Source organism: Pseudomonas syringae pv. coryli str. NCPPB 4273, from assembly GCF_000972175.1.
GTDB lineage: Bacteria > Pseudomonadota > Gammaproteobacteria > Pseudomonadales > Pseudomonadaceae > Aquipseudomonas > Aquipseudomonas syringae.
This window is the reverse complement of record NZ_AWQP01000006.1, coordinates 68,617-87,088: the sequence shown is the minus strand read 5'-3', so window position 1 is coordinate 87,088 and position 18,472 is coordinate 68,617. Positions and strand designations below refer to the sequence as shown.

The 18,472-nt window shown below is 58.7% G+C and carries 14 protein-coding genes; 10 read left to right on the top strand and 4 right to left on the bottom strand.

The annotated features are described in order from the left end of the window. Positions 1–319: 319 nt before the first annotated feature. Positions 320–1,066: a TraX family protein gene (locus tag P406_RS05125; protein ID WP_046235528.1), complete on the bottom strand. Its 747-nt coding sequence runs from the start codon at positions 1,064–1,066 to the stop codon at positions 320–322. A 99-nt stretch (positions 1,067–1,165) separates the two neighbouring features. On the opposite strand from P406_RS05125, the gene P406_RS05120 reads away from it, so the two are divergent. The 6 genes from P406_RS05120 (at position 1,166) to msrA (ending at position 10,260) form a co-directional block, all read left to right on the top strand. Beyond that, positions 1,166–2,206: a threonine aldolase family protein gene (locus P406_RS05120; RefSeq protein WP_003316332.1), complete on the top strand. Its 1,041-nt coding sequence runs from the start codon at positions 1,166–1,168 to the stop codon at positions 2,204–2,206. Positions 2,207–2,329: 123 nt separating this feature from the next. Beyond that, complete coding sequence (locus P406_RS05115; RefSeq protein WP_046235527.1) at positions 2,330–3,772, top strand: TldD/PmbA family protein; 1,443 nt, start codon at positions 2,330–2,332, stop codon at positions 3,770–3,772. Continuing rightward, positions 3,772–5,097 (top strand): TldD/PmbA family protein, encoded by a 1,326-nt coding sequence (locus tag P406_RS05110; protein WP_046235526.1) that lies wholly within the window; start codon positions 3,772–3,774, stop codon positions 5,095–5,097. The genes P406_RS05115 and P406_RS05110 overlap by 1 nt, the downstream gene beginning before the upstream one ends. A gap of 9 nt (positions 5,098–5,106) precedes the next feature. Then, positions 5,107–6,519: a multidrug transporter subunit MdtD gene (mdtD, locus tag P406_RS05105; RefSeq protein ID WP_003402270.1), complete on the top strand. Its 1,413-nt coding sequence runs from the start codon at positions 5,107–5,109 to the stop codon at positions 6,517–6,519. A 250-nt stretch (positions 6,520–6,769) separates the two neighbouring features. After that, positions 6,770–9,463, top strand: a complete 2,694-nt coding sequence (locus P406_RS05100) for a sensor domain-containing phosphodiesterase (RefSeq protein WP_046235525.1) — start codon at positions 6,770–6,772, stop codon at positions 9,461–9,463. A gap of 149 nt (positions 9,464–9,612) precedes the next feature. Then, positions 9,613–10,260, top strand: coding sequence for a peptide-methionine (S)-S-oxide reductase MsrA (gene msrA, locus P406_RS05095; protein WP_003411967.1), 648 nt, complete (start codon positions 9,613–9,615; stop codon positions 10,258–10,260). 259 nt (positions 10,261–10,519) lie between these two features. Here the strand turns inward: msrA and P406_RS05090 are convergent, their stop codons facing one another. Further along, positions 10,520–11,356: a 23S rRNA (adenine(2030)-N(6))-methyltransferase RlmJ gene (locus P406_RS05090; protein ID WP_003347252.1), complete on the bottom strand. Its 837-nt coding sequence runs from the start codon at positions 11,354–11,356 to the stop codon at positions 10,520–10,522. Between the two features lie 377 nt (positions 11,357–11,733). On the opposite strand from P406_RS05090, the gene P406_RS05085 reads away from it, so the two are divergent. After that, complete coding sequence (locus P406_RS05085; protein WP_010430134.1) at positions 11,734–11,964, top strand: DUF6124 family protein; 231 nt, start codon at positions 11,734–11,736, stop codon at positions 11,962–11,964. A 119-nt stretch (positions 11,965–12,083) separates the two neighbouring features. Beyond that, a complete protein-coding gene (locus P406_RS05080; protein ID WP_046235524.1) occupies positions 12,084–12,356 on the top strand; it encodes a hypothetical protein in 273 nt (90 codons plus the stop codon). Between the two features lie 172 nt (positions 12,357–12,528). Here the strand turns inward: P406_RS05080 and P406_RS28615 are convergent, their stop codons facing one another. Together P406_RS28615 and gbcB are read right to left on the bottom strand one after the other, a co-directional pair. Beyond that, complete coding sequence (locus tag P406_RS28615) at positions 12,529–12,705, bottom strand: hypothetical protein (protein ID WP_154218250.1); 177 nt, start codon at positions 12,703–12,705, stop codon at positions 12,529–12,531. Between the two features lie 308 nt (positions 12,706–13,013). Then, positions 13,014–14,114, bottom strand: a complete 1,101-nt coding sequence (gene gbcB / locus P406_RS05075) for a glycine betaine monooxygenase reductase subunit (RefSeq protein ID WP_046235523.1) — start codon at positions 14,112–14,114, stop codon at positions 13,014–13,016. Positions 14,115–14,423: 309 nt separating this feature from the next. Between gbcB and gbca the strand changes: the two genes are divergently transcribed. Together gbca and P406_RS05065 are read left to right on the top strand one after the other, a co-directional pair. Next, complete coding sequence (gene gbca, locus P406_RS05070) at positions 14,424–15,722, top strand: glycine betaine monooxygenase oxygenase subunit (RefSeq protein WP_003393670.1); 1,299 nt, start codon at positions 14,424–14,426, stop codon at positions 15,720–15,722. Between the two features lie 179 nt (positions 15,723–15,901). Continuing rightward, the gene (locus P406_RS05065) at positions 15,902–18,313 is read left to right on the top strand and encodes a fibronectin type III domain-containing protein (protein ID WP_046235522.1); all 2,412 of its coding nucleotides are present in this window, start codon (positions 15,902–15,904) and stop codon (positions 18,311–18,313) included. The last annotated feature ends 159 nt before the right edge of the window (positions 18,314–18,472 follow it).

Sequence of the window (18,472 nt, the reverse complement as noted above, 5' to 3'; positions counted from 1 at the left end):
CGCTCTTCCGATCTACCGCGCCATGGATGGCGCGTTGCGGCGACCCCCGGATCAGTGACAGGGCGAAGGAACCCGACGAAGTCGGGCCGGAAACGGAGCTGCGGGCTTTGCTTACTTTGGCCCCATCAAAGTAAGTCGCCGAGGGGCGAAAAGGTGACCGGAGCCGAACACCAATCTACCTAACAAAGAAAAACCGCCGTGTGACGCAGAGCGTCACGAACTGCATTCCCACGCGGAGCGTGAGGAACGAGACTCTTGTAACTATCGTGCCAATGCTCTGCGTTGGCATGCCGTTCCGGACGCTCTGCGTCCTCCCCGTTCAAATCCTGCTCAACACCCCCCGCACGCCCAGCAACAGCAGAAAGTGCAGCGGATAGATCGCATAGGCCCAGCGCCGCATCGGGATCACTGCGAACCCGGGCTTTGCCCGCAGCAGCGCGATGCCCAGTACAGGCGCCAACACGCAAGCCACTATCGAACCAATGGAAATCGGATCGCCCCAGCTCGCACCGGCAAACATCTGCGACCACGCATTACCCGCCAGACAAAAGACCGCTGGGAACACCGCATACCAAAGCCTTTTTTTCAGCACCAGCACAAAGACCAGCGGCAGCAGCACACCGGCAAAGCCAAACATCAGGTATTTCTGGAAGATCGCCGTCAGCAGCAATGCGACAAGGGCCATCACTCGGGTTGTCGAATTGCGCTGCTGCCAGCCCTGAGCAATCACCAGCCCAAGCAGCAGGGTCGGCATCACATTCAGCACGCCCGCGTCAGCCATGAACAGCCGATATGGGATCTCCGCCAGCCCGGCAAACACCAGCAGCCAGCCCAGATAACGCCATTGCACGCGCGGGGCCACAATCGCTGCGCTGCGCCGGGAAAGATTCACGGCGATTGCCAGGCAGAACCAGGGAAAGGCAAAACGCCCCGGCACGTAAAGAAAATCGACTGACCAGCCCACATAGCGAAGGTGGTCAAGCACCATACTCAACATCGCCAGCCACTTGAGCAGGTCCAGCGCCTTGTTGCGTCCGGGCAGAAAAGGCGGGTTGGAAAGATCCATAGTGCTCCTGAACGGGGAATTGCGTCATGCAGCCAACACATGACCGAACCTTATATTGTCGCTACAGTGCGCACCATAATCGCCCATAAGGAATCGGCCATGACAGACCAAAGCCAACAGTTCGCCAGCGACAACTATTCCGGTATCTGCCCTGAAGCCTGGGCAGCCATGGAACAGGCGAACAAGGGCCATCAACGCGCTTATGGTGACGATCAATGGACTGCACGCGCCTCGGATGATTTCCGCCGACTGTTCGAAACCGACTGCGAAGTATTCTTCGCCTTCAACGGCACGGCGGCCAACTCGCTGGCGCTGTCATCGCTGTGCCAGAGTTACCACAGTGTTATCTGTTCGGAAACGGCTCACGTCGAAACCGATGAATGCGGTGCGCCGGAGTTTTTCTCCAACGGCTCCAAACTGCTGACAGCCCGCAGCGCAGGCGGCAAGCTGACCCCGGAATCGATTCGTGAAGTGGCGCTCAAGCGTCAGGACATTCACTACCCCAAGCCGCGCGTCGTGACCCTCACCCAGGCCACCGAGGTGGGCGGCGTTTATCAGCCGGAAGAACTCAAGGCAATCAGCGCGACCTGCAAGGAACTCGGCCTGCATCTGCACATGGACGGCGCGCGTTTCTCCAATGCCTGCGCCTTTCTGGAGGCGTCCCCGGCTGAACTGACCTGGAAGTCCGGCGTTGACGTGTTGTGCTTCGGCGGCACCAAAAACGGTATGGCAGTGGGCGAAGCCATTCTGTTTTTCGACCATGATCTGGCTGAAGACTTCGATTATCGCTGCAAGCAGGCCGGGCAACTGGCGTCGAAAATGCGCTTCCTGTCTGCACCGTGGGTCGGCCTGCTGGAAAACGACGCCTGGCTCAAACACGCCCGTCACGCCAACCGCTGCGCGCAACTGCTCGCCGAACTGGTCAAGGACATTCCTGGCGTGGAGCTGATGTTCCCGGTACAGGCCAATGGCGTGTTCCTGCAACTGTCGGAGCCGGCCATTGCTGCATTGACCGCGCGAGGCTGGCGTTTCTACACCTTCATCGGCAACGGCGGCGCACGTTTCATGTGCTCGTGGGACACCGAAGAAGAGCGCGTGCGTGAACTGGCCGCCGATATCAGGCTGGTGATGCAAGGCTGAAGCGTCTAAATCAAGCTTGCAGGTGCAGCCCGACGAGCGACGGGTTAATCTCCTTCTCAACGGCAAACGGCCCACAAGGCCGTCCGGACCTTACCGACCGCCCTCAAGAAGGAGCTTGTCTGCATGTTCGATTTCTCCGCCCGGCTCAAGCAGCATTTCGCTGCCCTGCAGAGTGAAGCGCAATTCTTTTCCGTACGTTACGTGCACCGCACCGGCCAACGCCTGTGCGTGCGCAAGAATGTGGCCGAGCCGCCGTCACTGATCAGCGACGAGGGCGCCATGCTGACCGTGCGCCTGAATGGCGTTGAAGCCTACGCCGCTACCAACGACATCTCCCTGAAGGGTTTGCAGGCTGCCTTGCAGCAGGCCGAAACGCTGGCCCGCCGTCTGGCACCGCATGCGCTGCTGGACCTGAGTGATCAAGCTGTCTCGAGCGCCAAGGCTGACTACCTGTCGCCAAACATGGATCGAGCCTTCCCGCCACTTAGCGATTGCATCGGCCTGCTGATGGCCGAGTCCAGCGCGGTCCCGGCAGACGAACGCCTGGTCAACTGGCAGGCCATACTGGACCTGGAAACCGTCGAGCAGATCTACCTCAACAGCGCGGGCGCGCAATTGCGTCAGGCGCAGCGCTTTGTGTTTCCCGGCATGAGCGTGACGGCCTACGACGGTCGCGACAGCCAGACGCGCACCCTCGGCGGGCATAACTTCGGCCAGCAGGGTGGCATCGAAGTGCTGAGCAGTTGTGGCCTGATCGGGTCTGCCGCCAACGTCGCCGACGAAGCCTTGCAGCTGATCCTCGCCCCCAATACGCCATCAGGCCCACGCGACCTGCTGCTGATGCCCGATCAGATGGTCCTGCAGATTCACGAGTCCATCGGCCATCCCCTGGAGCTGGACCGGATTCTCGGTGACGAGCGCAATTACGCAGGCACCAGTTTCGTCAAAACGACTGACTTCGGCACCCTGCAATACGGTTCCAGCCTGCTGAACGTGACCTTCGACCCGGAGATTCCCGAGCAACTGGCCAGCTACGCGCATGATGACGATGGCACGTCAGCCAGCAAGCAGTTCCTGATTCGTGACGGCCTGCTGAAGCGCCCGCTCGGCGGTGCCCTGTCGCAATACCGCAGCGGCCTGGCGGGCGTCGCCAACAGCCGCGCCTCCAGCTGGAACCGTGCCCCCATCGACCGCATGGCCAACCTGAACATCGAACCGGGTGACCAGTCGCTGGACAGTCTGATCGGCAACATCGAGCACGGCATCCTGATGTCGAGCAATCGCTCCTGGTCCATCGATGACGCACGCAACAAATTCCAGTTCGGCTGCGAATGGGGCCAGTTGATCGAAAACGGCGAGCTCAAGGGCGTGGTGAAGAACCCCAATTACCGGGCGATCTCCGCGCAATTCTGGAAAAACCTCAGCGCAGTGGGTGATGCCAGCACGTTCAAAGTGCTGGGCACGCCGAACTGCGGCAAGGGCGAACCCAATCAGGTGATCCGCGTAGGTCATGCCTCTCCGGCGTGTGTGTTTGCCAATGTCGATGTGTTTGGAGGAGATGCCTGATGTCGCACCAACAGCAGTTCGAGGCGCTGGTCGCCGTGCTCAAGGCTGCCATCAGCCCGAAGGAACACTTCACTCTGGCCTACGACGCCGAGGCGTCTGACTTCATCCGCTTCAACCACGGCCAGGTTAGACAGGCCGGGAGCGTCCAGCAGGTCATCGTGACGTTCAAACTGATCGATGACGGCCGGCATGCCAATCTGGAGCTGACCTTGTCCGGCGATGCCGAGACCGACCAGCAGCGCCTTGTCGACGCCCTGCAACAACTGCGCGAAACACTGCCGTCGCTGGCCAAGGATCCCTATCTGTTACCGAACACGAACGCCTGGCAAAGCAGTAACGTTCAAGACTTGCCGCTGCCGGACAGCGCAAGGGTCGTCGAGCAGATCAGCGAACTGGCAGGTGATCTGGACCTAGTAGGTTTCTATGCGGCAGGCCCGCTTTACCGGGGCTTCGCCAGTTCCTGGGGCGCGCTGGGCTGGCACCAGGCCAACAGCTTCAATTTCGACTGGAGCCTGTTTCACGAAAACGGCCAGGCAGTGAAAGCCAACTACGCGGGTCACGACTGGAGCGACGAAGCCTTCGCGCAGCGTTTTCAGCAGGCCCGCGAACAGCTGGAATTTCTCGGCCGCCCGCTGCATGCGCTCAAGCCCGGACAATACCGCGCGTACCTGGCGCCCGCGGCTCTGGACGAAGTCATCGGCATGCTTACCTGGGGCGGATTTTCCGCGCAGTCACTGGCCAGTAAACGCAGCCCGTTGCAAAGGCTGTATGACGGCGAGACGCCTTTCAGCCCGTTGGTCAACTTCGACGAAAAAGTCAGCGGTTCGCTTTCACCCGCGTTTTCACGCGAAGGCTACCCGCGCAAGGACCTGAAACTGATCGTCGACGGGCAAGCCCGCGATCGACTGGTGGATTCGAGCAGCGCTGCCGAATACGACCTGCCTGCCAACGGCGCGGATTATGGCGAAGGCCCAAGCGCGTTGAGCATTGCCGGCGGTTCGCTGGAGCTGGATCAGATCCTCGCAAGGCTCGGCACCGGGCTTTACATCAGTAACCTCTGGTACCTGAACTTCTCCGACCGCGCCGCTGCGCGCCTCACCGGAATGACACGCTTCGCAACGTTCTGGGTCGAAGAGGGCAAGATCGTCGCGCCGGTGAGCACCATGCGCTTCGATGACAGCGCCTACAGCCTGCTGGGCAGCGCACTGGAGGACTTGACCAAAGAAAGGGAACTGATTCTCCAATCGAGCACCTACAGTCAGCGCCAGACCGGTTCAATCCAGTTGCCTGGCGCATTGATCAGCCGACTCACCCTCACGCTATAGCAGGAGCCTATGCAGAACTCAGCAGCGCCGATCATGGACGAAAAGACCCTGCGCTGGATGCCCTGGGTCATCGCCATCGCATTTTTCATGCAAAGCCTGGACGGCACGATTCTCAACACCGCCTTGCCGTCCATGGCCCGCTCACTGGCAGAAGACCCATTGCGCATGCAGTCGGTGGTCATCGCCTACATGCTGACCATTGCGCTGCTGATCCCGGCTTCGGGCTGGATCGCCGACCGGTTCGGGATCAAGCGCATCTTCTTCAGCGCCATCCTGCTGTTCAGCTTCGGATCATTGCTGTGCGCGCTGTCCTGGTCACTGAACGTGCTGGTGGCCGCCCGGGTGATTCAGGGGCTGGGGGGCGCGCTGATGCTGCCCATCGGGCGCCTGATCGTCTTGCGCGCCTATCCGCGATCGGAGCTGGTGCGGATCATGGGTTTTATCACCGTGCCGGGCCTTTTGGGCCCATTGCTGGGCCCGACGCTTGGCGGCTGGATGGTCGAGTATCTGAGCTGGCACTGGATTTTCCTGATCAACATTCCGGTCGGCATCCTCGGTTGCTATGCCGTCAAACACTTCATCCCTGATCTTCCGGGAGGCGGTCGAACGCGGTTTGACGGCGTCGGTTTCATCCTGTTTGGCGCGGCGATGATACTGATCACCATTGCCCTGGAGGGCCTGGGCGAGCTGCACCTGCCGCACATGCGCGTGGTGCTGCTGCTGTTTGCCGGGATGGGCTGTCTGGCAGCGTATTGGCTGCGTGCCGGGCACATCGAATCGCCGTTGTTTGCCCCTTCACTGTTCCGTACCCGAACGTTTGCGGTCGGCATCATGGGCAACCTGTTCGCCCGCCTGGGCAGCGGTGCCCTGCCGTTTCTGGTGCCATTGCTGCTGCAAGTGGCGCTAGGGTATTCGCCGTCTCAGGCGGGTATGAGCATGTTGCCGCTGGCGGCCGCGGGTATGTTCGCCAAGACCGTCGCCCGCTGGCTGATCGAGCGACTGGGCTATCGCATGATTCTGACCGGCAACACACTGCTGCTGGGCATCCTCCTGGCCAGCCTGGCGCTGGTGGATGTGCAAACCCCATACTGGGTGCTGCTGGTGCATCTGGGGCTGCTCGGCGCCGTCAACTCCTTGCAGTTCACGGCCATGAATACGGTCACGCTGATCGATCTGGACGATGCCAGTGCAGCGAGTGGCAACAGCCTGCTTTCGGTGGTGGCGCAGCTGTCGCTGAGTCTTGGCGTGGCAAGCGCAGCAGCCTTGCTGGGTGGTTTCAGCGAAGAAGTTGCCACCGGCGAGGTCAGCAGCATGTTGGGGGCATTCCAGCTGACCTTCCTGAGTGTCGGGGTGCTGGCGATGTTTGCAGCAGGTATTTTCCTGCAATTGCCAGCGAAGGAACCCAGGATAGCCAAAGCCTGATTGACAACGGCACGTGACTGGAGCAAATCTGCAAAGCGAATTCCCCTGGAAAACAGGGGTTTTGCCCGAAAATTCAACGAATATGAGTATCCGACCAGATACATTGAAGAACCTGAACAAGCGGCCGACACTTTTATAGCACTAAGCCACTGTGGTCTCTTGTAAGCACGGGCCGCATGATGCAACCTTGCCATACGCGAAAGTGGGTTTTATCCCCGTCGCGACTAGTATTTCGGAAGCGAGTTTGTTCATGAAAAGCCAAACCGATGCTGCCGGTAGATCCGCAGCCGAGGTAGTGACGCAATTGCCAGTGCCTTCGCGCCTGGGCATGCTGCGTTTCGAGCGGCTGAATGAAGCCAATTGGGCGCTATTGTTTCTCGATCCGAATTGCGAAAGGCAGCTCGGACTGGCAGCTGTTGACCTTTGCGCCTTGATTGGATCCCCTTATGCCAGCCTCATGGAGCCGGAAGCACGTTATCAACTGCACGATGACATCCAGCTGCAACTGGCCTCTTCCACGAATTACCTGATCCGCTACACGCTTCACAGCCCCAAGGGCCCCCTTGGCCTGTTGGAAATCGGCGAAGCCTACAAACAGCACAACCGCCATCTGTTACGTGGTTATTTCCTGATCGTCGAAGGCCTTGTCACGACTGGCGAACCGGTCACGGACTCCGATCTGGAAACCCGCAACCTGCGCCTGCAGATAGCCCTGGAACTCAATCAGCGCGCCCAGCGCGACCAGTTTGCCCATCTGGAGCGTGTGCGCGCCCAGCAGGATCTGATCCTGCGCCTGACCCGACATCGCTACACCACAGCCAATACCTTGCTCGAAGCGGCAGAGCTGATCACCAAAAGCGCCTGTGATATCTACGATGTCGACCATGTCAGTATCTGGAACCTCAACGACAAGCGCCTGGAGCCGATCACCGACTACAGCCGTGAAACCGGCGACTACCAGTCTCGCACGCCGGTGGATATCAGCCCCTACCCCACCTATCTGCAAGCGCTGAATACCAGCCGGGCGATCGACGCCAGCAATATCCAGACTGACCCGCGCACCTGCGAAATGGCCAAAAGCCTGAACCCGGGAGAAACCAGGGCGGTGCTCGATGCCAGTATTCGTATCGATGGGCAGGTGATCGGCGTGCTGTGTCTGGAAGAGTCCGGCTCGACGCGCGAATGGCAGTCCGACGAGATCGCCTTCGCTGGCGAGCTGGCCGACCAGTTTGCCCAGGTCATCAACAACCATAACCGACGCGCTGCGACCAACGCACTGCACCTGTTCCAGCGCGCGGTCGAACAAAGCGCCAACGCCTTTCTGCTGGTCAACTGCAACGGCGTGGTCGAATACGTAAACCCGAGTTTCACGGCGATCACCCAGTACAGCTCGGAGGAAGTCTCCGGGCACAAGCTGTCGGAATTGCCCGCGCTGGAAAACCTCAACCAGTTGCTGCTGGAAGCCAACTCCAGCCTGACCAACAGCAACAGCTGGCAGGGCGAGTTCAAAAGCCGGCGCAAGAACCTCGAACCCTACTGGGGCCAGCTGTCGATTTCCAAGGTGTATGGCGATAATCGTGAGCTGACGCACTATATCGGCATCTATGAAGACATCACCCAGAGCAAGCTGGCCCAGCAGCGCATCGAGCGCCTGGCGTACACCGACAACCTGACCAACCTGGGCAACCGTCCGGCCTTTATCCGCAATCTGGACGAACGCTTCGCCCGCGACACCGATACGCCGATGAGCCTGTTGCTGGTCGACATCGATAATTTCAAGCGCATCAACGACAGCCTCGGCCACCAGACCGGTGACAAACTGCTGATCAGTCTGGCGCGGCGCCTGCGCAATACGTTGAGCCCGTCCGACGTACTGGCGCGCTTTGCCAGTAACGAATTTGCCGTGCTGATCGACAACACCGATCAGGAAGCCGGACAGGCCACCGCCACTCAGGTGCTGGCCACGCTGGACAAGCCGATGTTCGTCGACAATCAGTTGATCAGCGTCACCGGTTCGGTGGGTCTCGCCTGCGCGCCGCTGCATGGTCGTGATCCGCAGACCCTGATGAAAAACGCCGGTCTGGCCCTGCACAAGGCCAAAGCCAACGGCAAACATCAGGTTCAGGTGTTCACCGAAGCCTTGAATGCCGAGGCCAGCTACAAGCTGTTCGTGGAAAATAACCTGCGCCGCGCCCTGACCCAGAACGAGCTGGAGGTGTTCTATCAGCCCAAGCTGTGCCTGTTGACGGGTCGTCTGCTGGGCATGGAGGCGCTGTTGCGCTGGAATCATCCTGAAAAAGGCATGATCCGACCGGACCAGTTCATCAGCGTGGCCGAAGAGACCGGCCTGATTATCCCCATCGGTAAATGGGTCGCGCGTCAGTCCTGTCGCATGAGCAAGGACCTGACCGCCGCTGGGTTCGGCAACCTGCAAGTAGCCATCAATGTATCGCCCAAGCAGTTCTCCGACCCGGAACTGGTGTCGTCGATTGCCGCCATCCTCAAAGAAGAAGAGCTTGACCCTTCGCTGCTGGAACTGGAGCTGACCGAAGGCCTGCTGCTGGAAGCGACAGAAGACACCCGCCAGCAACTCGACTCGTTGAAGAAGCTCGGCCTGTCACTGGCCATGGACGACTTCGGCACCGGTTACTCGTCATTCAGTTACCTGAAGAAATTCCCCATCGATGTGATCAAGATCGATCGCAGTTTCATCCGCGATATTCCGGATGATGAAGACGACATGGAAATCACCTCTGCGGTCATCGCCATGGCCCACAACCTCAAGCTCAAAGTGGTCGCAGAAGGCATTGAAACCGCGGCACAGCTGGCCTTCCTGCGGCGCCATCGCTGCGATGTCGGCCAGGGCTATCTGTTCGACAGACCTATCCCCGGCGAAGAGTTGATCGAGAAACTGAAGCGTTACCCTCGTCGCTCGTCCGCCTGACAACCTTCCCTGCACCCCGCTCTCTCGGGCACACTGTAAGTCTGTTATTACACGGCAGCACTTGTTCTGCGTGTAACGGGACCTATGTATGTGTATTGATCATCCGTCCTGCCACCCGCTGCCTGTCTGCACACGAGAGGATATGGTTCATGACTTTGCGCTCGGAAATTCTAGTGAATAAAAACGTACTGCCTACTGCCGAACAAGCACTGCCGGGTCGTGAAATACCTATGGCGCTTCCGGAAACTCACTTCGTCAACGGCAATCCGCTGTTGGGACCGTTTTCGAGCAATGTCGAATTCGCCATCTTCGGCATGGGTTGCTTCTGGGGCGCAGAACGTCGTCTGTGGCAACAGGACGGTGTGGTGAGCACTGTCGCCGGCTACGCAGGCGGATTTACCCCGAACCCGACCTACGAAGAAGTCTGCTCCGGGCTGACCGGCCACACCGAAGTGGTGCTGGTGGTCTACGAGCCAGCAAAAATCAGCTACGAGAATCTGCTGAAGGTGTTCTGGGAAGTGCACAACCCGACTCAAGGCATGCGTCAGGGCAATGACATCGGCACGCAGTATCGCTCGGTGATCTACTGCACCACTCCCGAGCAGCTCGACGCCGCCAAAGCCAGTGCCGAAACGTTCCAGGCGGAACTGAACAAGGCCGGTAAGGGCACCATCACCACCGAAATCGAGCAGGCCCCGACGGTTTACTTTGCCGAAGCCTACCACCAGCAATACCTGGCCAAGAACCCACAGGGCTACTGCGGGCTGGGCGGCACGGGTGTGTGCATGCCGGCTTGATTCGCGCCTGGCGGCCCGAAAACAGCGTTTTTCAGGCTTCTGCCCGCAGGGCGTAGGAGCGAACTTGTTCGCGAAGATAGTAGTTCAGGTGACGCATTTTCGCCGAATATACTGGCCCTTTCGCGAACAAGTTCGCTCCTGCGACCTACGGTCAGAATCAAAAGCGGGCTTATGTATAACGCTGAGCTCCGCGTGGGAATGCAGCTCTGGACGCTCTGCGTCCGCTAGGCAGCGCAACTCGGCCTGGCTATGAACACGCCTACTCGGCAATCAACCAGTCCATCTTCCAGCCGCCCTGGGTCTGGCCCAGTTTCTGGGCGAGGTATGGCATCAGTTCGCGCAGTTCTTCTTCCAGACCCCATGGCGGATTGGCGATAGCCAGGCCTGAACCGTTGAGGCTGGCCGGTGTGTCCAGCGGGTGGACGAACAATTCAACGCGCAACAGCTTGGGCGCGCCAGTTTCCGCCAGGTCCTGATAGAAGCGGCGCAGCAGGCGGGTATCCTTGATCGGGTACCAGATCGCCGCCACTGTCTGACGCATGCGCCCGATGGTTTCCTTGAGCGCAACCGCGCAACGCTTCATTTCATCGAGTTGCTCGAATGGCGGGTCGATGAGCATGACAGCACGCTTTTCCGCCACAGGCAGCAAGGCGCGCGGGACATGCCAGCCTTCCCCAAGATGCACCGCCACGCGGCGGTCGCCCTTCATGTTCTCCTTGAGCAGACGCCCGTCTTCGGGGTGCTTCTCGTTGAGCAGCACCCGCTCGCGCTCACGGGTCAGGCGGCGAGCCAGTTCCGGCGAACCGGGGTAGTAGCGCAGCTCGCCATCCGGGTTCATGTCGTGCAGCACTTGCAGATAGTCGGACGCCAGCGCTGGCAGATCCGTGGCGTTCCACAGACGGCCGATACCTTCCAGCCATTCTCCGGTGCGTGTGGCCTGATCGCCTTTGAGGTCGTACAGGCCGAGCCCGGCGTGGGTGTCAAGGTAGGCGAACGGCTGCTCCTTGCGCGCCATGAGGGCGATCAGGCGAGTCAGGGTCAGGTGTTTGAAGACGTCGGCGTGGTTGCCGGCATGGTAGGCGTGACGGTAATTCATGGCAGCTCCTGGCAAGCTGCGCAGTTTAGCAAACCTGAGCAATGAACAAGAATTTGTAACGAATTTGCGGGACTCGTCTCTTTCACTTGAAGGAAATTTCCGAGAAACTCCCGGCCCCTTGTGCCTGCCTGTTTCGATCTCTACTCTGCGCCCGTCGCTGCATATTCAGCGGTGAGGATTAGTAGCCCTCGTTATCCAGGCGCATTGCGCCACCTTGTGCAGGTGCCCTTTCACGGCCTGCGCTTTTATGGTGGTCGTGCGTGGGGCATCTTTGGATGCACCGGGGTTCCTGGACCGGGCTACTACCTGCGCATGATCACCACCCTCGATTAGTAGCCGACGGTGATGGTCTTCTAAAACTCCAGGAGATACATCACATGCTGAAAATCGTCCCCGATCCGCCCCTCTTCACCGCCAACCCCAACGTCAGCCATGAAGACGCCCTCATGCATGCCAGCGACCTGCTGCGCTGCGCTGCCACCAGCGCCTGTGAATTCAGCGACAGCATGACCGGCACCCAGCGCGACATGACGCTGTCGATCATGCACCTGGTGGAAATGGCCAAGGTCATGGTCGACAGAACCATAGACAACCTGCAAACCGAATGACTGCATGAACTGAAAACGACCCACTTGTAGCCAATCCTGCCACTCTCGACAGGCAGGGGTTGCCCGCGGACGGTTGTCCTTCCAGAATCGGAACAAGCCCGATCAAAGGAACAGACGTCATGATGCACGCGGATTTGATTGACCAGGAAGACCTGCTCGGCCAGCTCAGAGCCCTGGGCTTCGAAGCACCCGGCGGCGCCACCGCTGAACAAGCCTGCGCAAACGCCGTCTGCGGCCTCAACGCCGAACGCGCGACCGCCTTGCGACGCCTGGTAGAACAACTCCTGACCGGCAGCGCCACCCTCCTCCCCGCCGTGCGCCAGGCCATCGACCAGCAACTGCTGCCCGCGCTGGCGGCTTATAAGCAGATTCACAGTGGACCAGGTCAATAAACGCAGCGCTTATGCTTCAAAGAAGGATGCCGCTCTGAGCGCGTTGCACCAAATGCACGGCAACATTTTGAGCGAGGGGTTTTAGTCCAGAGCATGATTGTCTGGTTGCCGAAAGATCAATGTGCACTTCCACCACCGCAAATGAACGGGGATTCAGCGCACTTGATACAACTTACAGGTGAGTAATGACCTGCATTGCAACCAATGAGATAAGCGCTGCAATAGCTCCGGTTGCGAACGGCAAAAGACCAATGCGTGTAGCAAATGACTCCTTGGCGCTCATGCGTGCATCCAGATCAGCTATTTCATGACTGACGGATGAATCTGCTTTTGGATTCAAGGTATCCATAATGCGTCCTGTAAAAATAGGGTTCAGGCCTATCACACGTCCTGTGGGGGTTATAGGCATTCAGCTCGCAGCGCCAAGAGATGATTACTGCCGGGAGACCTCCGTGTAAATCGTCTTTATGATACAGAAATGCATCAGAGCCATTCAGCATGCGCGATACACCGCAATCCGCAGTTCCGTGACGCAGAGCGTCACGCAATGCATTCCCATGCTGGAGCGTGAGGAACGATAAGGCTCTGACTATCGTATCCATGCTCCGCGTGGGTATGCCGTTCGTGACGCTCTGCGTCACAGGGTTTCAGGCGTGCTCAATATTCAATCCGCACATCGCCCTTCGGCACGCTGCAGCAGGACAGGATGTACCCCTCTGCAACATCCTCGTCGGTAATGCCGCCGTTGTGCTCCATCTCGACTTCACCGCTCAGCTTCATGACCTTGCAGGTCCCGCAGATGCCCATGCCGCAGGCTTTGGGGATCATCAGGCCGAGTTTCGCGGCGGCGGCATGCACGGTTTCGCCCGGTCCCACGCGAATGCTCTTGCCGGTATCGGTGAACTCCACCTGATGCAGGTCAGCAGCGTCGACATCCGGCGCGTCGGCAGCGATTTCGGCCTGCTCGACGGCGTCGGCGCGGGCCTCGGGCGGTGTCGCACCAAACGATTCTTCATGGTACTGCGCCATGTTGAAGCCGTTTTCCTGCAGCAGTCGCTTGACCGCAGTCATGTACGGCGTCGGCCCGCAGCAGAACACCTCGCGGTCCATGAAGTCCGGCGCCATCAGCTCGAGCATTTTCTGGTTCAGGTAGCCGCGATAACCGGCCCATGGCTCGCCCAGCCCGTGTTTTTCACAGACCAGGTGCAAACTGAAATTGTCGATCCGCGAGGCCATGTGCTCCAGCTCGCGGTGGTAGATGATGTCTTTCGGTGAACGCGCGCTGTGTACGAAAACCATGTCGACATTGGCGTTGGTGTCGTAGAACCAGCGCGCCATGGACATCACCGGCGTGATACCGACACCGCCGCTGAGGTAGAGAATCTTCGGGTTCGGGAAATCGATGGCGTTGAACAGCCCGACCGGCCCGTGTACCGCCAGTTCCTGCCCTTCAATCAGCGTGTCATGCAGGTAATTGGAAACCCTGCCGCCCGGCACGCGTTTGACGGTGATCGAAAAACTGTACGGCACCGATGGCGAACTGGAGATGGTGTAGGAGCGCATGATCGGCAGGCCGTCGATCTCCAGCTCCAGGGTCACGAACTGGCCCGGCTTGAAGAAGAACATGATCGGCTGGTCGGCCATGAAGCAGAACGTGCGCACGTCCCAGGTTTCCTGGATGACTTTGACGACACGTACCAGGTGACGCCCGTTGGCCCATGTCTGGGTCGTGACCGGGCTCAGGAAACTTTGGGACATACTCGATCTCCACGGCCGACTGTCGGCCTCTCATGCTGCGGATTCTGCGTAACGCCCGAGGCGGCCATTTATCTATCAACGACATTCACGTACTTACCGCGACCAGCCCCGTCCAACAAGGCCTGTCGCGTCGGGAACGGATGCGGCCATGTCGCCCATGGATAAGGTTCACTGCGCGCCCGGCTCCACACTCGCCACCAAGGGTCATAAGCATGATCGACTGATCTATCCTCATGCTTGAAACGCGATCACACCCGTATCAGCCACATTCGCAGGCCGCCCATGCCGCGGTCATGAGGGATTCAATCGATGGACGTCACCGCAACCTTGAGCCTGGGCGATCCGCTGGAACCTGCACGCAAGGCCACTGCCGAGATGCTGCAGAATCGCGAGCGCACGTACTCGCTGCCGCAGCCCTTCTACAGTGATGAGCGACTGTTTGAAATCGACATGCAGGAAATCTTTCACAAAGAGTGGCTGATTGCCGGGATGACGTGCGAAATCCCGACCAAGGGCAATTACCTGACGCTGCAGATCGGCAAGAACCCGATCCTGGTCGTGCGCGGCCCGGACGGCGCCGTCAACGCGTTCCACAACGTATGCCGCCATCGCGGCTCGCGCCTGTGCACGGCCGAAAAAGGCAAAGTCGCCAAGCTGGTTTGCCACTATCACCAGTGGACGTATGAGCTGGACGGTCGCCTGCTGTATGCGGGCACTGAAATGGGCGACGACTTCGACATGAAGCAGTTTGGCCTCAAGCCGGTCCACGTCAAGACCGCGGGCGGCTACATTTTCATCAGCCTGGCAGAGAACCCGCCTGCCATCGACGAGTTCCTGTCGACGCTGCGCCATTACATGGAACCCTATGACATGGAAAACACCAAGGTGGCGGTGCAAACCACCTTGATGGAAAAGGCCAACTGGAAGCTGGTGCTGGAAAACAACCGCGAGTGCTACCACTGCAGTGGCTCGCACCCGGAATTGCTCAAGACGCTGCTGGAATGGGACGACGTCACCGATCCCCGCGCCGATCAGACCTTCAAGGATCATGTGGCCGCGTCCGCCGCTGCCTGGGACGCAGAGAAAATTCCCTACGCCCACGCCAGCTTCGGCCTGCGCAACCGTATCGTGCGCATGCCACTGCTCAAAGGCACAGTGTCGATGACCATGGACGGCAAGGTCGGCTGCAAGAAACTGATGGGCCGCATCCAGAACCCTGACCTGGGCTCCATGCGCATTCTGCATTTGCCGCATTCCTGGAACCACTGCATGGGCGATCACATCATCGTCTTCACGGTGTGGCCGATCAGCGCACAGGAAACCATGGTCTCCACCAAATGGATTGTCCACAAGGATGCGGTCGAAGGCGTGGATTACGACGTCGAGCGTATGCGCCAGGTCTGGGACGCTACCAATGATCAGGACCGTCGTCTGGCCGAGGAAAACCAGCGCGGCATCAACTCCAGCGCCTATCAACCCGGCCCTTACTCGAAAACCTATGAGTTCGGTGTGGTCAACTTCGTCGACTGGTACAGCTCGCGCATGCTCGAAAACCTCGGCGCAGAGCCTGCACCGTATTTGAAAGGCGTAGCGGTCAATCACGAGTAGCGTTTACCCCGCCAACGCGATACTTCAGGGCTGACTCACTTCACGCACGAAGCGAGTCAGCCCGAGCCACGCCGACACAAAAGCCCTCCCGCCGATACCGTCATTTCTGACAGTTACGTGAAAAAAACTTTCGTGATCAACTCTCGTTGAAGTCAATCCAACGGACGGAGACACGAATCATGCTCAACCCAAAAATCATCAATCAATATAAAAACAAGAAGGTCGACGCCGCATCGACCATGACGGATATATCAGGGAAAAATATCCTCATGGGTTTCTGGCATAACTGGCCCTCCGAATCAGGTCAGGGTTACCAGCAAGGTATGTTCGAGGAAATGGCGCTGACCGAGATCGACAAAGCCTATAACGTCATCGCAGTGGCCTTCATGAAAGGCGCCGGCATACCGACCTTCAAGCCTTATAACATGAGTGATGAACAGTTCCGTGCGCAAGTGGCAGAACTCAATGCCCAAGGCCGTGCGGTGCTGATCTCGCTGGGCGGGGCCGATGCACATATTGAGCTGCATGCCGGTCAGGAAGAAGCGCTGGCGTACGAGATTATTCGGCTGGTCGAAGTCTATGGCTTTGACGGGCTGGACATTGATCTCGAACAGGCTGCCATCACTTTTGCCGATAACCGCACCGTATTACCCGCCGCACTGAGAATGGTCCGCGAACATTACGAGACCGAAGGCCAGCACTTCATTATCAGCATGGCCCCGGAATTTCCCTACCTGCGATCGGCTACCCGCGATACACCGCTGTTGAAGGAAATCACCACCCAGTTTCCGTTTCTGAAAGAATTCGTCGCCTTTCTGACGTCCTTCAAAAGTGGCGGCGCGTACCTCGCGTATATCGAAGCGCTTGAGGACCTCTATGACTTTATCGCGCCTCAATACTATAACCAGGGGGCCGACGGTATATGGGTCGATGAGGCCAGTCTGTGGGTGGCGCAAAACGATGATGCCCACAAGAAGGAATTTCTCTATTACCTGACCGACAGCTTGATCCACGGCACGCGTGGCTTTACCAAAATCCCGGCAAACAGGCTTGCGATCGGCTTGCCCACCAATAATGACGCCGCCGCAACAGGGTATGTGATCAATCCGGCCGACGTGACATACGCCTTGGACAGACTGCGGGACGAAGGCAACCCGATTCGCGGCCTGATGACCTGGTCGGTCAACTGGGACAATGGCAAGCCCAAGGTTGGCGACGCCTATGACTGGGAGTTTGCCAAACGCTACGGTTATCTCACCGGCGGCGAAACGCCCGTACCTGAGACGCCTTCAGTGCCCACTGACCTCAGGTCAACCGGACAAACCCCGGATTCGGTGAAGCTCGTCTGGTCGCTGTCGGTAGGCCAGAACCCGGTACTGCGCTATGAGCTGCGCCGCGACAACAGCGTATCGCTATTTGCGGACAGTCCTTCGTATGAAGAGACTGGCCTTCAGCCCGGTACCACTTACAGTTATCAGGTACGTGCCATCGATGTCATGAACAACACCTCGGCATTCTCTCCAGCGATCAGCGTGAGTACCCAGGCAGGAAACGGCGGCGGGGCGAAACCGACACCACCGTTCTTGAGCCGGACAGGCGTCACCGATACAAGTGTATCGCTGGAATGGACACAGTCCAGCAGCGAAGCTGGACTCCTCGAGTATCAAATTGCCCGGGATCGCTGGCCTTTTATGAAAGTCCCTGCTGACCAACCGCGCGTCTATACCGATGAGAACCTCATAGCGGACAGAACGTATACCTACTTCGTTGTTGCAAAAGATATACAGGGTCAGTGGTCGGAGATCAGCAACGAGGTGGAAGTCAAAACCCATTCGGAACCCTATAGACCTTCATTGCCTGTCGACTTCAGGTCAACCGGGCGGACCACCACGTCGATAACGCTGGACTGGAGTGTTTCGACGGATGCCAGCGGTCCATTCAAGTATGAGCTCTTCCGGGATAAGCTCTCGTTGGGTAGCGACGCAACCCCTCCCTTCACCGACGGGGGTCTTTCGCACAGCAACCTTTATGGTTATCAGATCATAGCCACTGACAGCCAAGGGATCAGCTCCGAACTGTCTGAAGAAATCCTCGAAACCACAAAAACCGAGGCATCACCTGATCGACCTACGCCACCCGGCAACTTGCGTCAGACAGGGGCAACGACTACCAGTGTTTCGTTGGCCTGGGACAAGTCTGCCAGTGTTCCAGGCATCAAATTTTACTCTGTATATAGAATTGGCGCGGCCAGGGTGCCTGTCGGACCAGAAATACTCGCGTGCACCCTTGAAGGTTTGACCCCTGGCACGGTGTATCAGTTTATCGTCGGCGCGTACGACACTGAGGATGCACTATCCGGCCCAAGCAACGTTGTGCAGGCCTCGACCAGCGCCGCATTGCCTGAATGGAAAACAGCTACCGACTACGTGAAGGGGGATAAGGTGATGCATGCTGGTGCCTCTTACATCTGCCTCAATACTCACACTTCACAAATAGACTGGTACCCAGGCGGTGCGCCGACACTATGGGCGCCCTGGACGGAGCAAGCAGCTGGCAGAGGTTTCCGCGACTGGCCGAAAGAATGGCAGTGAACCGCACGCGTACCTGCCCTGGCTCATAAACAGACGGTGACGATGTAATCACTGAACGACTTATCCACAGCGCCCAAAAAGCGTTTATGGGTAGGTCGTTTTTTTATCGGTCCGGAAATAGCCCTTACAACAACGGCTTACCGAGGAACACCTCAGCCA

Coding starts and splice junctions, on each gene's coding strand:
- P406_RS05125 (WP_046235528.1), bottom strand. CDS start 1,066: ATGGATCTTTCCAACCCGCCTTTTCTGCCCGGACGCAACAAGGCGCTG.
- mdtD (WP_003402270.1), top strand. CDS start 5,107: ATGCAGAACTCAGCAGCGCCGATCATGGACGAAAAGACCCTGCGCTGG.
- P406_RS05110 (WP_046235526.1), top strand. CDS start 3,772: ATGTCGCACCAACAGCAGTTCGAGGCGCTGGTCGCCGTGCTCAAGGCT.
- P406_RS05065 (WP_046235522.1), top strand. CDS start 15,902: ATGCTCAACCCAAAAATCATCAATCAATATAAAAACAAGAAGGTCGAC.
- P406_RS05090 (WP_003347252.1), bottom strand. CDS start 11,356: ATGAATTACCGTCACGCCTACCATGCCGGCAACCACGCCGACGTCTTC.
- msrA (WP_003411967.1), top strand. CDS start 9,613: ATGACTTTGCGCTCGGAAATTCTAGTGAATAAAAACGTACTGCCTACT.
- P406_RS28615 (WP_154218250.1), bottom strand. CDS start 12,705: ATGGATACCTTGAATCCAAAAGCAGATTCATCCGTCAGTCATGAAATA.
- gbcB (WP_046235523.1), bottom strand. CDS start 14,114: ATGTCCCAAAGTTTCCTGAGCCCGGTCACGACCCAGACATGGGCCAAC.
- P406_RS05085 (WP_010430134.1), top strand. CDS start 11,734: ATGCTGAAAATCGTCCCCGATCCGCCCCTCTTCACCGCCAACCCCAAC.
- P406_RS05080 (WP_046235524.1), top strand. CDS start 12,084: ATGATGCACGCGGATTTGATTGACCAGGAAGACCTGCTCGGCCAGCTC.
- P406_RS05120 (WP_003316332.1), top strand. CDS start 1,166: ATGACAGACCAAAGCCAACAGTTCGCCAGCGACAACTATTCCGGTATC.
- P406_RS05100 (WP_046235525.1), top strand. CDS start 6,770: ATGAAAAGCCAAACCGATGCTGCCGGTAGATCCGCAGCCGAGGTAGTG.
- gbca (WP_003393670.1), top strand. CDS start 14,424: ATGGACGTCACCGCAACCTTGAGCCTGGGCGATCCGCTGGAACCTGCA.
- P406_RS05115 (WP_046235527.1), top strand. CDS start 2,330: ATGTTCGATTTCTCCGCCCGGCTCAAGCAGCATTTCGCTGCCCTGCAG.